This is a genomic window from Pseudomonas sp. DrBHI1 (genome assembly GCF_002205115.1).
Classification (GTDB): Bacteria; Pseudomonadota; Gammaproteobacteria; order Pseudomonadales; family Pseudomonadaceae; genus Aquipseudomonas; species Aquipseudomonas mosselii.
On record NZ_NIBE01000075.1, the window covers coordinates 40,808 to 56,225 of the forward strand.

The following is a 15,418-nucleotide window of genomic DNA, read 5'->3' on the forward strand; positions in this document are numbered from 1 at the left end:
CTCATCGTCGATGTGCAATCCACCTTCAGCCCCTCCGAGAAACTGGTGGATGGCATCCGCGTGCTGTCGGCGCACATTCCCACCATCGCCTCGATCGAGCTGCACGACGAGCAGGCCACCCCGTTCCAGCGCCAGCTCGGCTGGCACCCGGCCGCTGAGGATGTGGCCCTGGTCGAGGCGGACAAGGTGTTCATCAAGCATGGCTATGGCCAGACCGCCGAGACACTGGACTACATCAAGCAGCTGGGCGTCGAACGCGTGCTCGTGTGCGGGCTGCAGACCGAAACCTGCGTGCTGGCTGCCGGCTTCGCCCTGTTCGATGCAGGCCTGACGCCGACACTGGTCACCGACCTGACCATGGGCTCCTCGCTGGACCGTTCCGGTCAGCTGGGCATCGACCTGTGGAAACACCACTTCGGCCACGTCACCACCGCCGCCGAAGTGCTGGCAGGGCTGCGCGCCCCGCGAGACAACCCATGACCCCCAAGCGCGTATTGATCGTCGAGGACGACGCCGATGGTGCAAGCATCCTGGAGGCCTACCTGAAGCGCGACGGTTTCGAGGTGGACATCGCCGAGGACGGCGCCCGCGGGCTTGCCCTGTTCCGTCAGCGCACGCCGGCGATCGTGCTGCTGGACATGATGCTGCCAAAAATCTCCGGCCCGGAGCTGCTGACCGAGATCCGCCGCAGCGCCGACACCCCGGTGATCATGGTCACCGCCATCGGCGACGAGCCGGACAAGATCGGCGCCCTGCGCTACGGCGCCGACGACTACGTGGTCAAGCCTTGCAACCCCAAGGAGGTGGTGGCCCGGGTACACGCGGTGCTGCGCCGCTACGGCACGCCGGCAGACAATCGCCAGCGCCTCGAGTGTCAGGGCGTCTGGGTCGACGCCGAGCGCTTCGTGGCCGGAGTACGGACCCGCGATGGCGAGGAGCAGGTGCTCGACCTGACCCGTTCGGAACTGCTTCTGCTCGCCGCGCTGCTGCGCACACCGACCAAGGCCTTCAGCCGCGAGGAACTGCTTGAGCTGTGCATGCCCGAGAGCGATGCGCTGGTGCGCATCATCGACACCCACGTGCACAACCTGCGGCGCAAGCTCGAAGCCCTGGGCATCAGCGGCGTGCTGGTGACCGTGCGCTCCGTTGGCTACCGGTTCCGCTGACCGCTTATGCGCAAACGTCCGCTGTGGCTGTGGGTCGGCCTGAGAATGACCCTGCTCGCCGTCGGCGCGGTGATCACCATTACCGTGTGCATGTACCTGTACTTCTGGATCAGCGACTACCTGGTGCTGCAATCGATGCGACCCGAGGACCGCGCCGCGCTGGTGGCCGGCCTTGCCGATGTGCCGCGCAACGAGTCCAGGCTGTGGCAGTTGCTGCAGACCTACTACGACATCCACGACTTTCTTCCCGGCCCCGGTAACAGCATCGACTGGCTGGTGCTCTACGGCTTCGTCATCGTGATCATTCCGTTCACCTTGATGGTCGGCCTGTACCTGTCCAGGCCGCTGTCCCGGCAGTTCCGCCAGATCGCCGTAGGGGCACGGCGGGTGGCCGAGGGCGACCTCAGCGTGCGGGTCAGCCAGCACCCGCGCCAGCCCAAGGAAATGCAGCGCCTGTGCACCGACTTCAACAAGCTGGTCGAACGCCTGGCGCTGTATGAAAGCGAAGTGGCCGAGTCGAGCTCCAACCTGGCCCATGAACTGCGCACCCCGCTCAATGCCGCGCTGGGTCGGGTGCAGGGCATGCTCGACGAGGTGTTCCCGCTGTGCCCTGAGCAATTGCGCCTGGTGCAGAACCAGCTGTACAACCTCAACACCCTGGTGGGCGACCTGCACCTGCTGTCCCTGGCCCATGCCGGGCAGCTGCCCCTGCACATCAGCCTGTTCTCCCCGGCCAGGCTGGTCGAGGAGCGTCTGGCCTGGTTCGCGCCGCAATTCGAGGCCGCCAGGATGCAGTTGCACACGGCGCTTGCCGATGACGTGGTGATCGAGGCCGACCCGGCGCGGATCGGCCAGTTGATCAACATCCTGATCGAGAATGCCCTCAAGTACGCCTCCGACGGCCGCGAGCTCAGTGTCGCCGTGCGCCAGGCCAAAGACTGCGTGCAGCTGGAATTCCTCGATCGTGGGCAAGCGGTCGAGCAGAAGGACCTGGGCAACATGTTCGTGCGCTTCTGGCGCGCCGAACAGTCGCGGGCGCGGGTCAGCGGCGGCGGCGGCCTGGGCCTGTCGATCGCCCAGGCGATCTGCGAGGCCCATGGCGGCCGCATCACCGCACATCGCCGGAGCGAGGGCGGGCTGGCACTGCAGGTGACATTACCTCTGGTCACGACAGCCTGAAGGCTTGACACGTTGTCGTGTAGAAGCGGCCTTGCACCGCGAAAGGGCTGCGCAGCACCGCAAAAACGCACCCGATCACCAACGCAGCAGTCGAGGCCCTGCCACCGCCCCGACGACGGTCGGCAACAACATCCCCAACAGGTACCACAGCCCCCAGAACGGTACTCCCATTTCCGGGCAGTGCAGGCAGTACACGAGGGTCGCGGTGGATCCGGCGAGCAGCCCGCCAGCTGCGCCGGCCTGGCGCAGCCGGGTCGGTGCCAGGCCGCGCAGGGCCCAGAACACGGCGGCGAATACGGGTGCCGAGAGCAGGGCTATGTTCAACGCGCAGGTGCGCCAGGTGCGGCCGAAGATCAGGTCGGCGCGGGCCTCCACCGGCGCGCCGGCCAGGCTGACGGCTGCCCCCAGCCACACCAGCAGCAGCGGCAGGCCGAGCAATCCCCACAGCGCGCCACCGCGCACACCCGGCCTGGCCAGGCGCTGGGTCAGCCACAGGGCCAGCAGGCCCAGGCTGGTGGGCAAGGCCAGCTTGGCCCAGAACAGCGGCGTGCTCGCCACCTCGGCCAGATCGCTGCGCACGCCGTAGATGGCAGCGGTCATCAGCAATGCGCCCAGCATGCCGGCCAGCAGCGCCAGCAGCAGCCGTCGCGCCAGCACGTGACGATCCACCGGCTCTGCGGCGGTCGCCAAAAGGCTGATCAGCTCATCGGTCTTCATGGTCGTCTTTACCTCGAATCAACCTTCCCAGGGCCTTGAGCCCCCGGTGTATGCCCACCTTCACCGCCGAACTGGACAGCCCGGTGAGACGCGCGGTTTCCTCCACCGACAGCCCTTCCAGCTTGACGTGGACGATGGGCAGGCGCTGGCGGTCGGGCAACAGCCCAAGCAGCTTGTTCAGGTCCCGGCGAGCCTCGGCCGGCGCTTCATCAGCACAGGCGAACAGCTCGCTGTCGTCCTCCAGCGGCTCATGGCGTGCCTCGCGCCGGGCCTGGCCGCGCCAGTGGTCGGCCAGCTTGTAGCGGGCGATCGCCTGCACCCAGGCGGTCAGCGGTTGCTGCGCCTGGTAGGTGTGACGGGCATTGTGCACCGCCAGCAGCACCTCCTGCAGCAGATCCTCGACCTCTGCCGGTCGCTGCGCCAGGCGCCGACGCAAGAAACCACGCAGGTGCACCGCCAGCGCCGCGAGAAATTCGCGATAGGCCCCGGCGTCACCGGCCAGCCCAAGCAACAGCAGGGCCTGCAAGTGTGACTCGCGTGCACTGAGCACATCCTGTGGGTTAGTTCGTTGCATCGGCCGCCAGGGTTACACCGTCTGTGGGTTTCTTTTTTATCCAACCATCGCCGCAACGCCATACGCAAGCACCGACGCCACCTCCTTACCTTAGGAGGCCGGCGCAGGTGGCGAAAAATATTTTCGCAGGCGCTGTAACCGCCTCGCCCATCACCGCGAACTACTCCATGAGCCGCCGGTACATCACCACGGCCCCACCTTCTGGAGACGACACCATGAAAACCCTCGCCCTCGCCACCGCCGCCCTCGCCCTCGCCTCCCTGGCAGGGGCAGCCGTGGCCGACGACACCACCAAGGCAGCCACCATGGAGAAATGCTATGGCGTGGCCATGGCCGGCAAGAACGACTGCAAGGCCGGCGCCGGCACCACCTGCGCCGGCAGCGCGAAAAAAGACTACGACGGCATGCACTGGAAAAACGTACCGACCGGTACCTGTACCTCGATCAAGACCCCCAACGGCATGGGTTCGCTGACCCCAGTCAAATCCTGAGCAGAGGCCATCGACCATGAACGGGAATCAGCCGATGGGCGCAGGGCTCGGCTTGAAGGCCGAGCACTATGACCAGGCCTGGACCTGCCACGCCGAGGGGTTCTGGTTCGAAGTCCATCCGGAGAACTACATGGTCGGTGGCCCTCGCCTGGCCTGGCTGGAGCGGATGGCCGAGCGCCATCCGCTGTCGCTGCACGGCGTGGCACTGTCACTGGCGGCGGATGCCGAACCTGACGCCACGCACCTACGGCGCCTGCGTACCCTGATCGACCAGGTACACCCGGCCCTGGTGTCGGAACATCTGGCCTGGTCGACCTGGCGCGGCCAGTACCATCCTGACCTGCTGCCCTTTCCACGCAGCGACGAGGCCCTGGCCCGTATTGCCGACAACATCCAGCGCACCCAGGACGCTTTGGGCTGCCGCATCTCCATCGAGAACCCCAGCCACTACCTGCATCTGCAGGGTCATGACCTGGATGAGATCGACTTCTTCGCCGAGCTGGTGCGACGTACCGGCTGCGGCCTGTTGCTGGACGTCAACAATGTGTACGTCAGCGCCCACAATCTCGGCTTCGACGCCGCCGACTACCTCGCCCGCTTCCCTGCCCAGGCCATCACCGAGATCCACCTGGCCGGGCACAGTCACGACGACCAGGGCGCTCTGCTGGTCGATTCCCACGATGCCGCCATCGCTGCGCCGGTGTGGTCGCTGTACCAGCAGTTGATCGCCCGCATCGGTCCGCGCCCGACCTTGATAGAACGCGACGGCAACATCCCGGCGTTCGACGAACTGCTCGCCGAACGCGCCCTCGCCCAGGCCACCCTGGACCTGGCAGGAGCCTTGCCATGAACCTCAGCCTCGGACAGTTCCAGAACGCCTTCATCGACGCCCTCTATCAGCGCCCCGCGCCTGAGCTGGCGACACTGACGGCGCAGCCCGCGTTCGCGGTGTATCGCAACACGGTGCTGTCCGGTTGCGTCGAGGCCCTGCGCGCCAACTTTCCCAGCGTCGAGACCCTGGTCGGGCAGCAATGGATGCACGACGCCGCCGCGGAATATGCCCGGCAATCGCCGCCCTGTGATGTGCGGCTGATCCGCTATGGCGCGGCGTTTCCGGCATTTCTCGAGGCGTTGCAGCCCGTCCATGGACTTTGCTACCTGGCGGATGTCGCACGGCTGGACTTCGCCTGGTGCGAAGCATTCAGCGCCGACGACGATCCCTGGCTGATATTGGCCGACCTGGCCGGCATGACCGCCTCGGACCTCGAACACAGCCAGTTGAGCCCGCGCTCCGGCGTGCGCTGGCACTGGTTCGACCAGCATCCTGCCTACAGCCTCTGGCAGCACGGCCGCGATGGCAGGCCCTGGCCCGAGGACCAGCCCTGGGTGGCCGAAGGCGCCCTGCTCAGCGGCGACCGCGAAGGCGTCGTCCACCAGCCGTTGAGCCTGGGGGGATGCATCTTCCTCGATGCCTGTGCCGCCGGCTACCCATTGGACAAGGCCTCGCAGTTGGCCCTGCACGCCCAACCCAACCTGGACTTCAGTGACCTGCTGGGCAGGCTGCTGAATGCCCGGGCCTTGCGCCCGCTCGCCTTCACCTGAGGAACACGCCATGGACATCAGCCACGCCAGTTCATCGCCCCACGGCCTGCGTTTTTACTGGAACCGCTTCGCCGAACAGCTGCAACGCCTGCTTGGCGACAGCGTCCTGTGCCTGGTCGCCCGCCTGGGCATCGCCTCGATCTTCTTTCTGTCCGGTCGGACCAAGGTCGAAGGCCTGCTGAGCATCACCCCCGGCACCTACGAGCTGTTCCAGAGCGAGTACGCCTTGCCGCTGGTGTCACCCTGGCTGGCGGCGCACCTGGCGACCTACGCCGAGCACCTGTTCCCACTGTTGCTGGTGCTCGGCCTGTTCACCCGGCTGTCAGCCCTGGCCCTGCTGGGCATGACCCTGGTGATCGAGATCTTCGTCTATCCGGACGCCTGGCCCACCCACCTTTCCTGGGCCGGCCTGCTCCTGCTGCTGATCGCCCGGGGCGGCGGTGCACTGTCCCTGGACCGGGTTTTGCGCTTGCGTTAAGAAAAAGGGTCGCCAAGCGACCCTTTTCATTCATTCGAGCGACTCGGTTCAGAGCCCTGCCGCCCGCGCCCGCGCCGCGTGCAGCTTCTTGTAGCTCTCCACCAGGCGCAGGTGGCGATCCAGTCCCTCGAGCTGCAGGTTGGTCGGCGTCAACCCATGGAACCGGACGCTGCCGTCCACCGAGCCCAGCACCGCGTCCATCCGCTCATTGCCGAACATGCGACGGAAGTTGTGCTCGTAGTCGGCCATCTCCAGCTCATCGTCCAGCACCACCTCCAGCACCACGTTCAACGCCTGGTAGAACAGCCCGCGCTCGACGGTGTTGTCGTTGAACTGCAGGAACATCTCGACCAACTCCTTGGCCTCCTCGAAACGCTGCAGCACCAGGTGGATCAACAGCTTCAGCTCGAGGATGGTCAGCTGACCCCACACCGTGTTGTCGTCGAACTCGACGCCGATCAGCGTGGTGATGGTGGTGTAGTCATCCACCTCGGCGTTGTCCAGGCGCTTGAGCAGCAGCTTCAGCGAACGATTGTCCAGCTTGTGCAGGTTGAGGATATCGGCACGGAACCCCAGCGCGCGGTTGGTGTTGTCCCAGATCAGGTCCTCGACCGGGTAGATCTCGGAATAACCCGGCACCAGGATGCGGCAGGCGGTGGCGCCAAGGTCGTCGTACACGGCCATGTACACCTCCTTGCCCAGGTCCTCGAGGATGCCGAACAGGGTCTGCGCCTCCTGCTGGTTGGAGTCCTCGCCGTGCCCCGAGAAGTCCCACTCGACGAACTCGAAGTCGGCCTTGGCGCTGAAGAAGCGCCACGACACCACGCCGCTGGAATCGATGAAGTGCTCGACGAAGTTGTTCGGTTCGGTCAGCGCGAGGCTGTCGAAGGTCGGCTGCGGCAGGTCGTTCAGGCCCTCGAAGCTGCGGCCCTGGAGCAGTTCGGTGAGGCTGCGCTCCAGCGCCACCTCGAAGCTCGGGTGGGCGCCGAACGAGGCGAACACGCCGCCGGTGCGCGGGTTCATCAGGGTCACGCACATCACCGGGAACTCACCGCCCAGCGACGCGTCCTTGACCAGCACAGGGAAGCCCTGCTCCTCCAGCCCCTGGATGCCGGCGACGATGCCCGGGTACTTGGCCAGCACCTCCTGCGGCACGTCCGGCAGGCACAGCTCGCCTTCGAGGATCTCGCGTTTGACCGCTCGCTCGAAAATTTCCGAAAGGCACTGGACCTGTGCCTCGGCCAGGGTGTTGCCGGCGCTCATGCCGTTGCTCAGGTACAGGTTCTCGATCAGGTTGGACGGGAAGTACACCGTCTCGCCGTCCGACTGGCGCACGAACGGCAGCGAGCAGATGCCACGCTCCTTGTGGCCCGAGTTGGTGTCGTACAGGTGCGAGCCGCGCAACTCGCCGTCGGGGTTGAAGATCTGCAGGCAGTGCTCGTCGAGGATCTCGGCCGGCAGCGCGTCCTTGGGTCCTGGCTTGAACCACTGCTCGTTGGGGTAGTGCACGAACGCCGCGTTGGCGATGTCCTCGCCCCAGAACTGGTCGTTGTAGAAGAAGTTGCAGTTCAGCCGCTCGATGAACTCGCCCAGCGCCGAGGCCAGCGCCGCTTCCTTGGTCGCGCCCTTGCCATTGGTGAAGCACATCGGCGACTGCGCGTCGCGCACGTGCAGCGACCAGACATTGGGCACGATGTTGCGCCAGGAGGCGATCTCGATCTTCATCCCCAGGCCCGCGAGGATCGCCGACATGTTGGCGATGGTCTGCTCCAGCGGCAGGTCCTTGCCCGGAATGTAGGTGCTGGTATCCGACACCGGCATCAGCAGCGCCTGGGCGTCGGCGTCGAGGTTGTCGACCTGCTCGATGATGAACTCGGGGCCGGTCTGCACCACCTTCTTCACGGTGCAGCGGTCGATGGAGCGCAGGATGCCCTGGCGGTCCTTCTCGGAGATGTCCTCGGGCAGCTCGACCTGGATCTTGAAGATCTGGTTGTAGCGGTTCTCGGGGTCGACGATGTTGTTCTGCGACAGGCGGATGTTCTCGGTCGGAATATCGCGGGTCTGGCAGTACAGCTTGACGAAGTACGCCGCGCACAGCGCCGACGACGCCAGGAAGTAGTCGAACGGCCCCGGGGCCGAGCCGTCGCCCTTGTAGCGGATCGGCTGGTCGGCGATCACCGTGAAGTCGTCGAACTTGGCTTCGAGACGAAGGTTGTCGAGAAAATTGACCTTGATTTCCATGCGCAGGGGTACCAAAAGCGGGCGGGAACGGATAAATGGCGGGCATTATCCGGGATTTTTGCCGGAAAGTGTTGGCCTGCGACGAGCTGGGGATTGCTGCCCCTCGCAAAAGCCAGCCGTGCTTACTACGCTGGGTCATCGACAGGGAGAGCGAGACGACAATGCCCCATCACGCGACACTTCAGCAGGCCGGTTACGTCCTGCTTCGCCAGGCCGTCCCCCGGGGATGGCTGGAAGAACTGCGCCATGTGTTCGAGGCCGGGGTGAAACCCGCGCGGCAGTGGCCAGTGCCGCGCGCCAGCGACTGGCGTCACTCGCAACTGGACTGCGCCAAGCGGGTCCAGGCGGTCTGCCGCCTGCCGCGGTTGCTGGCAGCGGTGGGCGCGCTGATCGGGGAACGGTTCTTTCTCTACCAGGTGGAGGGCCGTGCCCCCGTGGCGGGTGGCGGCCACCAGGCGCTGCATCGCGACCTGTCGATGCAGCGGCCGGGCGACCTGGTGGGTGTCATGGTCTATCTGGACGACTACGGCCCGCACAACGGCGCCACCCGCATTGTCCCTGGCAGCCACCGGCCTGAACCTGGCGAGACGCCCTTCGACTACAGCGACGAATCCCGGAGCCTTCACCTGTCGGGGCGCGCGGGGGATGCCCTGGTGTTCGATGTAGACCTGGTGCATGCCGCCAGCCTGAATGCCAGCGGCGCACCGCGCCGCGCCCTGCTCATCGGCTATGCCGCTGAACCGCTCCAGATAGCACTTCAGCAAACCGAGCATTTGCGCAATGTACACATGAACACGCACGAATGCTTCGAACCCTCGGACTACGTGTTCACGGCACCATGACCGGGAGCCTGCCATTCACCCGAATGATGGCCTTAAGTCACACAGCGTCGATATCGACGCCATCCCAGGCGATGTTGTTCAGCACGCTTGACGTTGTCATGCGTCACGTAGTCGCTCAAGTCGACACAACATCACCTGGCGCAACACTGCGGCGGCTTCAGGCTACCTGGTGAAGCCGCTTGATCACCGGTTGCTGGCGCTGGCGGGCCTGCCAGATGTCGTAGTCAACCTGAATCGTCAGCCACAGCCGCGCCGTGCTGATGCCGGCCATTTCCAGGCGTACCGCCAGATCCGGAGAAACCGCCGCCCGGCCATGAAGGACCCGCGACAGCGCCTCCCGGGAAAAGCCCAGGTGCTCGGCGAATGCCTTCACCGTCAGGCCCAGGGTGGGCAGGACATCCTCACGCAGGGTTTCGCCGGGGTGAGGCGGGTTGTGCATAGCCATGATTTGGCCCCTTGATCAGTGGTAGTCGAGATAGTCGACCAGTTCGACATCACAGCCTGTGAAACGGAACACCAGGCGCCAATTGCCGGACACGCTTATCGACCAGAAACCGAGCCGCTCTCCTTGGAGCGGGTGCAACTGCCAGCCAGGCACACTCATGTCCTCGGCGACCACGGCACTGTCGAGAAACTGCAACTGTCGCCGCAGTCGCTGGACATGGGCAGCCTGAATCCCGCGGGTATTGCCCGTTTCGTGGAAGAGCCGCAGGCCTTTGTGGCGAAAGCTGATAATCATGGGGCACGCATCCGTTCCATGCGACAAAACCCGAGTGTGACCCCATGCGTCACACATGGCAAAGTATCATATGTGACCCTATGCGTCACACCCTGCCGATGAAAATGTCGCACTCGGCCTCGTAGAGCTGCCAAAGGCTGTGAAGCGTCGAAGTACATCGCCATACTCGTACAATCAGCCGTTCAGAAGACAGGACAACTCCAGTGATAGCCAACCTGGCCTCTGTACATGGATGCAAGACTTCAGGAGCGACAAGATGACCGCCCCAGCCTTCACCCCAGAGCACCTGGCCAGGCACGTTGGCAATGGGCCGATCGACAAACAGGTCAGAAACTGGCTCGCCACACTCTCCAGCGCGGAGCGCATCACCTTTTTGAAGGGCCTGTGGTCTACCAATACCCGCTACGCCCTGTTGCTGACACAAGGCGCCAGACTCTCCCGACAGGAAAATGCAGCATTGCTCCGTCACTGGCTGGAGTCAGGCAACCATAATGCAGCGCAGGCACTGATCAGTTATTTGGAACCCGTTCTCGGCAAACGGGTGTTCTGGCGTATCGCCGCACAATCGGCACTCACCGAGGCGATGGGCGACTTTCTCAACTATCACAGCCAGGGTCGGCTGGACGCCGAGCGCTCACCGCCAACGGTTTGCACATGAATACCCGGGAGAAACCATCCACCTCTGCGCGATGGGTTTCGCGGTAGCCGAGCTTCTGATAGATCCCTATGTTCTCCGTCATCCGCTCATGGGTGTAGAGCCTGATCGCCGCACACCCTGCTGCACGTGCATGGGCCTCGACAAAATCGAGCATGTGTCGACCGATACCTTGCCCTTTGCAGGCAGGTCGTACGGCAACGTTCACCAGCAGCAGGTCGCCCTTTTCACGGCGTACAACAACAACGCCAGCAATACGCCTGGCCTGCATGGCCACGAACACATCGTCGTCACGCACGACCTGCGCATAGTCATCCAGCATGGGGGCCGGCTTACGACCGACTCGTGCGATGTAGGTGCTGTACGCTTCAGCGACCAACTCTGCTATTTCGCCAGCATCTTCCACACGGGCCGGACGCAGGGTGACGACAGTGCGCATCGTGTCATCCTTGAGAGGCGGCGCCATGGACTGGCCACAATACCGCCTGTGCAGCCACTACATAGCCCTTGCTGCTATCGAAGGTCACGCTGGGCGAACCATAAAGCTGATAGCCCAAGGCCAGGATCTCGGAAATCCGCTGGCAGAAACTGGCGTCGTCCTTGCCGGTGATCAAGCGATAGACCGGCAGGCCATTGGGTGGGGTCGAGGGCATCTGAGTATTCCTTTCATGGCAGGCGTCTATCGCGTGCGGGGCCGGGCATCATGCCATAGCTAGCGTGTCGATTCGCCTCGGTGGGATCTGAGCGGGCATGCTCCATAAGGATGGCACCGGCTGCGCCGGTATCGCGGGACAAGCCCGCTCCTACAAGATCTATGCTTGGCTGGAAATCCTGTCGCAGACACTGCACAGCACCTGTAGGAGCGGGCTTGCCCCGCGATAGCGCCAGTGCAGCCACCCACGCAGCCAACGTCAATCATCGCCAGACATGCCCACTTCAACCACTACATTCCACGCGAGATGCGCAAACTCAATGGTGTGTCTGCACCTGAACTGGCACCTGCACCTGCGCCAACGCGGAGTCCAGCAACGCGCGCACGGTTTCCATCTCGTGCAACGCCGTCAGCGCCAGCGTTGCACCAAGCGAATGCGGATGTGAGGCCAGCACCGACTGATGGGCCACGATCAGGGCGCAACGCACATATTCTGCGGCCTGGATCAGGGTGTCTTCAAGGTGATGAGGGGAAGGATTGGATGGCGGTGGATCGGGGACGATCTTCAACATTTCGACTTCTCCTGCGGTAAGGATACGCCGCCATCCTTCCTTTGCAGTGGAAGGGTGGCGGCTACGTACAGGCTGCAAAAACCGGGGCAGAAGAAGGTAACCCGGCAGGTCCGAAGACCTCCCGCACGCAGCCACCATGAAACAAGCCTCCAGGTGCTTTGATGCACCTGGGGCCTGGCAACGGCGTCCTTCTTCTTTGGCTCGGGTTTGCAGACCCGGTCGCTGAATTGGCAGCGACCGGGGGAGCCTAGGTTGCAGGGAGAGCCGTAGCAATGGCTGAAAGGCGGCAAAAGGATGATTCGGAAATGGACTACAAGCAATGAGGAAAAACTGATTGCCCAGCATCAGAAGTCGCAGGCTCAGTCACCGCCTTTCGCCCGATCCCGTGCCGGACACTGCGCCCGGTGCAGGTTCAACGCCGTATTGATGATCCCGATATGGCTGAACGCCTGCGGAAAATTCCCCAGCATCCGCTTCCCCGCCGGGTCGTACTGTTCGGCCAGCAGCCCCACGTCATTGCACAAGCCCGTCAGTCGCTCATACAGCACCTGCGCCTCGTCCTGCCGCCCCAGCAGCACATACACATCCGCCAGCCAAAACGAACACACCAGGAACGTCCCCTCCCCCGGCGTCAGGCCGTCGCTGCAACTGTCGCTGTCGTAGCGCAGCAGCAGGCCGTTGCGCAGCAGGCGCCTTTCGATCTGTTCCAGGGTGCGCAGAAAGCGTGGATCGTCGGCCGGCAGAAAGCCGGTCAGGGCGATCTGCAGCAGACTCGCGTCCAGCTCCGTCGAGCCATAGGCCTGGACGAAGTGCCGGCCGCCAGCGTCCAGCCCGCGCCTGCAGACCTCGTCACGGATCTCGTCCGCCACCTGGCGGTAATGCCGACTGCGCTCTCGCCCCTCCTCGGTGGTATCGGCCAGGCCCGCCGCCCGGTCGAAGGCAACCCAGGCCATGACCTTGGAGTGCACGAAGTGCTGGCGGCCGCCCCTCACCTCCCACAGCCCCTCGTCCGGCTCTCGCCAGATGCCTTCCAGGTACGGCAGGATCGCACGGGCGATGGCTGCGCCGCGCGAGTGGCGCGGCAGCCCGCCCTTGATGGCCTGGGTCATGGCGTCGGCCAGTTCGCCGTAGATGTCCAGCTGCAACTGCCCGGCGGCGGCATTGCCGACCCGAACCGGTTGCGAGCCCTCGTAACCCGGCAGCCAGGGCAAGGTGAACTCAGGAAGATCCCGCTCCCCCGCCAGGCCGTACATGATCTGCATCTGCTCGGGGTTGCCGGCCACCGAGCGCAGCAGCCATTCGCGCCAGGCCTGGGCCTCGTCGAAGTAGCCCAGGTTCATCAACGCCAGCAGGGTCATGGTGGCGTCGCGCAGCCAGCAGTAGCGGTAGTCCCAGTTGCGCTCGCCGCCGACGCGCTCGGGCAGCGAGGTGGTGACGGCGGCGACCATGCCGCCGGTGGGCGCGTAGGTCATGGCCTTGAGGGTCAGTAGCGAACGACGTACCCGGTCGGTGTAAGGCCCGACATCAGGGCAGCGGGCGGCGAAGGCGCGCCACTGCTCCAGGGTCTGTTCGAAGTCGTGGTCAATGTCGCATTCGGGCTGCACGGGCAGGTGCGAGGCCTGGTGGCAGAGGCTGAATACCTGGCGCTGCCCCGCGCCCACGCGAAAACGGGCGACGCTGTGGTGGTCGCGGCCATGGATTTCGGTGCTGCTGCGCAGGATCAGCCGATCGGGACCGGCGACGGCGCTCAGGGTCAGCGGGTCGATCTTTTCCACCCAGGGCACACTGCGGCCGTAGTCGAAGCGCAGCACCAAGTCCATCTCGAAGGCCGTCTCGCCGGCCAGGCCCTCGACGATGCGCAGCACGGCGTTGCGCTCGCCCAACGGCATGCAGTCGAGCACCCGGGCGCGACCACTGGCGGTGGTCCAGGTGGTCTCCAGTACCAGGGTGTCGTCGAGGTAGCGGCGCGCACTGTGCTCGACCGGGTCGCTGGGGGCGATGCGCCAACGGCCGTTTTCCTCGTTGCCCAGCAGCGCGGCGAACACCGCGGGAGCATCAAAGCGTGGCAGGCACAGCCAGTCGAGGGCGCCGTCGCGGTTGATCAGGGCGGCGCTACGGCAGTTGCCGATGAGGGCGTAGTCTTCGATGTGGGCGGGCATCTCGGAGCCTCGGGAGGGAGGTTGAGGTTGGATGCCGGAGAGGGATTCAGGGTTCCGCTGAAGTGCTCTCGGGGTGGAGTAGAAGTTGTCGATATCGATGCCCAGGAACATTGATCCACGACATTGAGCCACTCTTTTCCTGTGCTAGAAATAGCGGGCCAGAGGCTGCTTACAGGAATGAGCATGCCTCTGCCCATGCGTAGCCATTACGCAGGATCAATCCCCTCAACAAGGACGTTATATGAAGATCATCGGACTTTCCGCAATACTGCCGTCACGCCAAGTCACCAACCAGGACGTCATCAACCTGGTCGAACAACACTCCAGGGACACCTTCCAGGAGGACTTGCCGAAAACCTTGAAGACCATCGGCAAGTTGCTGGAGAAAAGCGGCAGCGACACCCGCCATTGGCTGGCGGCTGACGAGACGCCGATGGCCCTGATGGAAGCGGCGTTCGACGCGGCGCTGGCCCAGGCCAATATCAGCAAGGCCGACCTGGACCTGCTGATCTATCCCAACGTCACCCGTGGTTTCATCGAACCGGCCAACAGTACCTTCATCGCCAAGGCGCTGGGCCTGAACTGCCGCAATTTCGATGTGGTCGATGCCTGCAACGGCTGGGTGACGGCCATGGACGTCATCAACAGCAAGATGCAAGCCGGTGAAATCCGCTACGCCGCCATCGTCAACATGGAGTTCGGCATGTCGGAAGGCGGGCCGGTGATGCCCAAGAACTTCTCGTTGCAGTCGTCGGCCGAACTGGCCTACAAGTTCCCGAGCTTTACCATTGGCGAGGCCGCCGTCGTCACCATCCTGAGTAACGAGGCACCGGGGAACTTCAAGTTCTCCTATATCAACCGACCTGATCTGAGTGACTTGTCGACGATCTCCTTGCCGGACTGGAAGCTGTTCTGCAACGAGGCCGATATCGCCAAGATCGAACCAACCGGTGGCCAGTACCAGTTCAACTCCTATGCCGCCGCCTTGCATGAAGACGGGCGCAACGAAGCGATGAAAGTCTTCAACATGCAGAACCTCACCGCAGACGACGTGCACAAAGTGTTCATCCATACCGGCTCGCCAAAGATGTGGGAACACATTGGCCAGATGATTGGCGTCGATCACAAGTTGCATCACGTCGGGCACAAGACCGGCAACATCATTACCGCGTCGATTCCCTTCGGCATCTTTGATGCCATGAGCCGGGGCGAAGCCGAGCCAGGCCAGTTCTGCATGGGCTGGGCGGGCAGTGGCGGGATGGTGTTCTCGGCGCTGTCGTTTACCTTGTAAGGTTGCTTTGAAGACCTGCCACCGTGCTGCGACGGCGGCAGGTCGCGATCCCCGCTGGCG

Annotated in this window: 19 protein-coding genes; 10 read left to right on the top strand and 9 right to left on the bottom strand. The window is 64.2% G+C overall.

Annotation, left to right across the window (positions count from 1 at the left end; genetic code table 11):
• From CC207_RS16925 to CC207_RS16935, 3 genes are all read left to right on the top strand, one after another.
• On the top strand, nucleotides 1–480 hold a 480-nt coding region (locus CC207_RS16925), incomplete at its 5' end, for a cysteine hydrolase family protein (RefSeq protein WP_088852469.1).
• Entirely contained in the window at nucleotides 477–1,166 is a 690-nt protein-coding gene (locus CC207_RS16930) for a response regulator transcription factor (RefSeq protein WP_028692556.1), read from the top strand. The genes CC207_RS16925 and CC207_RS16930, both read left to right, overlap by 4 nt.
• Nucleotides 1,167–1,172: 6 nt before the next feature.
• Nucleotides 1,173–2,345 (top strand): ATP-binding protein, encoded by a 1,173-nt coding sequence (locus CC207_RS16935; RefSeq protein WP_028692557.1) that lies wholly within the window; start codon nucleotides 1,173–1,175, stop codon nucleotides 2,343–2,345.
• Between the two features lie 75 nt (nucleotides 2,346–2,420).
• Here CC207_RS16935 and CC207_RS16940 read toward each other — a convergent pair whose 3' ends face one another.
• Both CC207_RS16940 and CC207_RS16945 read right to left on the bottom strand, forming a co-directional pair.
• Nucleotides 2,421–3,062, bottom strand: a complete 642-nt coding sequence (locus CC207_RS16940) for a DUF1109 domain-containing protein (protein ID WP_088852446.1) — start codon at nucleotides 3,060–3,062, stop codon at nucleotides 2,421–2,423.
• Complete coding sequence (locus CC207_RS16945) at nucleotides 3,049–3,636, bottom strand: sigma-70 family RNA polymerase sigma factor (RefSeq protein ID WP_088852447.1); 588 nt, start codon at nucleotides 3,634–3,636, stop codon at nucleotides 3,049–3,051. The genes CC207_RS16940 and CC207_RS16945 overlap by 14 nt, the downstream gene beginning before the upstream one ends.
• Before the next feature lie 215 nt (nucleotides 3,637–3,851).
• On the opposite strand from CC207_RS16945, the gene CC207_RS16950 reads away from it, so the two are divergent.
• The 4 genes from CC207_RS16950 to CC207_RS16965 are packed head-to-tail and all read left to right on the top strand — an operon-like array spanning nucleotide 3,852 to nucleotide 6,207.
• A complete protein-coding gene (locus tag CC207_RS16950) occupies nucleotides 3,852–4,127 on the top strand; it encodes a DUF2282 domain-containing protein (RefSeq protein WP_028692560.1) in 276 nt (91 codons plus the stop codon).
• 16 nt (nucleotides 4,128–4,143) lie between these two features.
• A complete protein-coding gene (locus tag CC207_RS16955) occupies nucleotides 4,144–4,977 on the top strand; it encodes a DUF692 domain-containing protein (protein WP_088852448.1) in 834 nt (277 codons plus the stop codon).
• Nucleotides 4,974–5,729, top strand: coding sequence for a DNA-binding domain-containing protein (locus CC207_RS16960; protein ID WP_088852449.1), 756 nt, complete (start codon nucleotides 4,974–4,976; stop codon nucleotides 5,727–5,729). Before CC207_RS16955 ends, CC207_RS16960 begins: the two co-directional genes overlap by 4 nt.
• A gap of 10 nt (nucleotides 5,730–5,739) precedes the next feature.
• The gene (locus tag CC207_RS16965) at nucleotides 5,740–6,207 is read left to right on the top strand and encodes a DoxX family protein (RefSeq protein WP_088852450.1); all 468 of its coding nucleotides are present in this window, start codon (nucleotides 5,740–5,742) and stop codon (nucleotides 6,205–6,207) included.
• Nucleotides 6,208–6,255: 48 nt separating this feature from the next.
• Here CC207_RS16965 and CC207_RS16970 read toward each other — a convergent pair whose 3' ends face one another.
• Nucleotides 6,256–8,448, bottom strand: a complete 2,193-nt coding sequence (locus tag CC207_RS16970; RefSeq protein WP_088852451.1) for an OsmC domain/YcaO domain-containing protein — start codon at nucleotides 8,446–8,448, stop codon at nucleotides 6,256–6,258.
• A 161-nt stretch (nucleotides 8,449–8,609) separates the two neighbouring features.
• Between CC207_RS16970 and CC207_RS16975 the strand changes: the two genes are divergently transcribed.
• Nucleotides 8,610–9,290: a phytanoyl-CoA dioxygenase family protein gene (locus tag CC207_RS16975; RefSeq protein WP_088852452.1), complete on the top strand. Its 681-nt coding sequence runs from the start codon at nucleotides 8,610–8,612 to the stop codon at nucleotides 9,288–9,290.
• A gap of 157 nt (nucleotides 9,291–9,447) precedes the next feature.
• Here CC207_RS16975 and CC207_RS16980 read toward each other — a convergent pair whose 3' ends face one another.
• Together CC207_RS16980 and CC207_RS16985 are read right to left on the bottom strand one after the other, a co-directional pair.
• Entirely contained in the window at nucleotides 9,448–9,735 is a 288-nt protein-coding gene (locus CC207_RS16980; protein ID WP_088852453.1) for a HigA family addiction module antitoxin, read from the bottom strand.
• A gap of 15 nt (nucleotides 9,736–9,750) precedes the next feature.
• Entirely contained in the window at nucleotides 9,751–10,029 is a 279-nt protein-coding gene (locus CC207_RS16985) for a type II toxin-antitoxin system RelE/ParE family toxin (RefSeq protein ID WP_088852454.1), read from the bottom strand.
• A gap of 256 nt (nucleotides 10,030–10,285) precedes the next feature.
• On the opposite strand from CC207_RS16985, the gene CC207_RS16990 reads away from it, so the two are divergent.
• Nucleotides 10,286–10,687, top strand: a complete 402-nt coding sequence (locus tag CC207_RS16990) for a hypothetical protein (RefSeq protein WP_028692568.1) — start codon at nucleotides 10,286–10,288, stop codon at nucleotides 10,685–10,687.
• On the opposite strand, the gene CC207_RS16995 is transcribed toward CC207_RS16990, so the two are convergent.
• The 4 genes from CC207_RS16995 to CC207_RS17010 form a co-directional block, all read right to left on the bottom strand.
• Nucleotides 10,626–11,123, bottom strand: coding sequence for a GNAT family N-acetyltransferase (locus CC207_RS16995; RefSeq protein WP_088852455.1), 498 nt, complete (start codon nucleotides 11,121–11,123; stop codon nucleotides 10,626–10,628). The genes CC207_RS16990 and CC207_RS16995 overlap by 62 nt on opposite strands.
• 4 nt (nucleotides 11,124–11,127) lie before the next feature.
• On the bottom strand, nucleotides 11,128–11,337 hold the full coding sequence (locus CC207_RS17000) for a DUF1737 domain-containing protein (RefSeq protein WP_088852456.1): 210 nt from the start codon (nucleotides 11,335–11,337) through the stop codon (nucleotides 11,128–11,130).
• A gap of 316 nt (nucleotides 11,338–11,653) precedes the next feature.
• Nucleotides 11,654–11,908 (bottom strand): hypothetical protein, encoded by a 255-nt coding sequence (locus CC207_RS17005; protein WP_088852457.1) that lies wholly within the window; start codon nucleotides 11,906–11,908, stop codon nucleotides 11,654–11,656.
• A 359-nt stretch (nucleotides 11,909–12,267) separates the two neighbouring features.
• Nucleotides 12,268–14,067 (bottom strand): glycoside hydrolase family 15 protein, encoded by a 1,800-nt coding sequence (locus tag CC207_RS17010; RefSeq protein ID WP_088852458.1) that lies wholly within the window; start codon nucleotides 14,065–14,067, stop codon nucleotides 12,268–12,270.
• A 241-nt stretch (nucleotides 14,068–14,308) separates the two neighbouring features.
• Here CC207_RS17010 and CC207_RS17015 point away from each other — a divergent pair, with 241 nt between their 5' ends.
• Nucleotides 14,309–15,358, top strand: a complete 1,050-nt coding sequence (locus CC207_RS17015) for a 3-oxoacyl-[acyl-carrier-protein] synthase III C-terminal domain-containing protein (protein ID WP_069016348.1) — start codon at nucleotides 14,309–14,311, stop codon at nucleotides 15,356–15,358.
• Nucleotides 15,359–15,418 lie beyond the last annotated feature (60 nt).

Bases quoted from the DNA above. Each gene is read 5' to 3' on its own strand.
- CC207_RS16930 (WP_028692556.1), top strand. From the start codon at position 477: ATGACCCCCAAGCGCGTATTGATCGTCGAGGACGACGCCGATGGTGCA.
- CC207_RS16935 (WP_028692557.1), top strand. From the start codon at position 1,173: ATGCGCAAACGTCCGCTGTGGCTGTGGGTCGGCCTGAGAATGACCCTG.
- CC207_RS16940 (WP_088852446.1), bottom strand. From the start codon at position 3,062: ATGAAGACCGATGAGCTGATCAGCCTTTTGGCGACCGCCGCAGAGCCG.
- CC207_RS16945 (WP_088852447.1), bottom strand. From the start codon at position 3,636: ATGCAACGAACTAACCCACAGGATGTGCTCAGTGCACGCGAGTCACAC.
- CC207_RS16950 (WP_028692560.1), top strand. From the start codon at position 3,852: ATGAAAACCCTCGCCCTCGCCACCGCCGCCCTCGCCCTCGCCTCCCTG.
- CC207_RS16955 (WP_088852448.1), top strand. From the start codon at position 4,144: ATGAACGGGAATCAGCCGATGGGCGCAGGGCTCGGCTTGAAGGCCGAG.
- CC207_RS16960 (WP_088852449.1), top strand. From the start codon at position 4,974: ATGAACCTCAGCCTCGGACAGTTCCAGAACGCCTTCATCGACGCCCTC.
- CC207_RS16965 (WP_088852450.1), top strand. From the start codon at position 5,740: ATGGACATCAGCCACGCCAGTTCATCGCCCCACGGCCTGCGTTTTTAC.
- CC207_RS16970 (WP_088852451.1), bottom strand. From the start codon at position 8,448: ATGGAAATCAAGGTCAATTTTCTCGACAACCTTCGTCTCGAAGCCAAG.
- CC207_RS16975 (WP_088852452.1), top strand. From the start codon at position 8,610: ATGCCCCATCACGCGACACTTCAGCAGGCCGGTTACGTCCTGCTTCGC.
- CC207_RS16980 (WP_088852453.1), bottom strand. From the start codon at position 9,735: ATGGCTATGCACAACCCGCCTCACCCCGGCGAAACCCTGCGTGAGGAT.
- CC207_RS16985 (WP_088852454.1), bottom strand. From the start codon at position 10,029: ATGATTATCAGCTTTCGCCACAAAGGCCTGCGGCTCTTCCACGAAACG.
- CC207_RS16990 (WP_028692568.1), top strand. From the start codon at position 10,286: ATGACCGCCCCAGCCTTCACCCCAGAGCACCTGGCCAGGCACGTTGGC.
- CC207_RS16995 (WP_088852455.1), bottom strand. From the start codon at position 11,123: ATGCGCACTGTCGTCACCCTGCGTCCGGCCCGTGTGGAAGATGCTGGC.
- CC207_RS17000 (WP_088852456.1), bottom strand. From the start codon at position 11,337: ATGCCCTCGACCCCACCCAATGGCCTGCCGGTCTATCGCTTGATCACC.
- CC207_RS17005 (WP_088852457.1), bottom strand. From the start codon at position 11,908: ATGTTGAAGATCGTCCCCGATCCACCGCCATCCAATCCTTCCCCTCAT.
- CC207_RS17010 (WP_088852458.1), bottom strand. From the start codon at position 14,067: ATGCCCGCCCACATCGAAGACTACGCCCTCATCGGCAACTGCCGTAGC.
- CC207_RS17015 (WP_069016348.1), top strand. From the start codon at position 14,309: ATGAAGATCATCGGACTTTCCGCAATACTGCCGTCACGCCAAGTCACC.